Annotated in this window: 1 protein-coding gene; it reads right to left on the bottom strand. The window is 39.0% G+C overall.

The features are described 5' to 3' along the window. Positions 1-124: 124 nt before the first annotated feature. Positions 125-1,147 (bottom strand): D-alanine--D-alanine ligase, encoded by a 1,023-nt coding sequence (locus IQ228_RS26175; protein WP_193965030.1) that lies wholly within the window; start codon positions 1,145-1,147, stop codon positions 125-127. Between the last annotated feature and the right edge of the window lie 34 nt (positions 1,148-1,181).

The following is a 1,181-nucleotide window of genomic DNA, read 5'->3' as shown; positions in this document are numbered from 1 at the left end:
ACCCTAACCCTCCCCTTGTAAAGGGGAGGGAACTGGATTTTTATTGTTTCCCCCCTTTACAAGGGGGGACTAAGGGGGGTAGCAATGTGATGAAAATTACGGAATACCACTTTTCAAACATCCTCTAACCCAAAGTTTCATTAATAGCAATTATTAATAACTCATTGAGAGAGATTCCTGCGGCTTTGGCCATAGATGAAATGACACTTTTAGGCGCAAAAGAACAATACAAACCAGCTTCTAAAAACCAAGGTTCTCCGTTTGGATCAATGCGAAAATCAAATAAACTATAATGACGACATCCTAAAGCTTGATGACACTTTTTAGCCACTTCCTGAACCTTTTGCGTGATGGGGTCATGCGTATTTACAATCCAAGCTTTTATATTATCTTTAGCGGTCAAATATAAGTTGCCATCATCTCCTTGTTGGAGTTTATCAGCATAGTTGCGGATGGGTTTTTCGTAGGGGTCTACTAAATATTCTTCCAGGGGTAAACCTACTAACTCACCATTTTTAACAAAAATACCACATCTGACTTCTCTACCAAGTTCGATGTATTCTTCTACAATCACTTCCTTTGCATATTCAAACCCTGTCTTTAAAGCAGTTTCGTATTCAGTAGCATCTTTAACTAAAGTTACTCCTAGAGAGTTATCGGAACTTGCAGGTTTAACGACTGCTGGAGGTTTAATGGTGGGAATGTCTCCAGAACGCAGAATTTCTCCACGAGGAACTTTTACCCCTGCTGCGGCGACAATGGCTTTTGCTCTGGCTTTGTGGGCTGTTATGGCCATAATATCTGGAGTATTACCTATGTAGGGAATTTTGAGCAAATCCAATAGGGAGCGGTAGTGAGTCATTCCCGGAATACAAAACATTTGTGGTAATACCAAATCAATGTTTCGCGCTGTTAGAAACTCTATAGCTTTAAATAGAGACATAGGTTTTGTGATAGCAATATCTTCTGAACTCAGAGAAGGGGGAAATCTCCACAAAAGATCAGGTGTAATGTATGCAATTTCAAAATCATAGCGTGATTGATCTCCTATTCCTGTCAAACAATCTTGAGCGTAAAGACGCGATAAATTACAGTAAAAATCATTGTGTGCTGATCCAACTAAATGAAGAATACGCAGTTTTGACATAATTTATTTTCCTCTCTCATCTCTAATTATGATC

Origin of the sequence: Dolichospermum sp. LEGE 00246, from assembly GCF_015207865.1 — a bacterium.
GTDB lineage: Bacteria > Cyanobacteriota > Cyanobacteriia > Cyanobacteriales > Nostocaceae > Dolichospermum > Dolichospermum heterosporum.
The sequence above is the reverse complement of the archived record's forward strand: the minus strand, read 5'-3'. Positions and strand labels throughout refer to the sequence as shown.

Bases quoted from the DNA above. Each gene is read 5' to 3' on its own strand.
- IQ228_RS26175 (WP_193965030.1), bottom strand. From the start codon at position 1,147: ATGTCAAAACTGCGTATTCTTCATTTAGTTGGATCAGCACACAATGAT.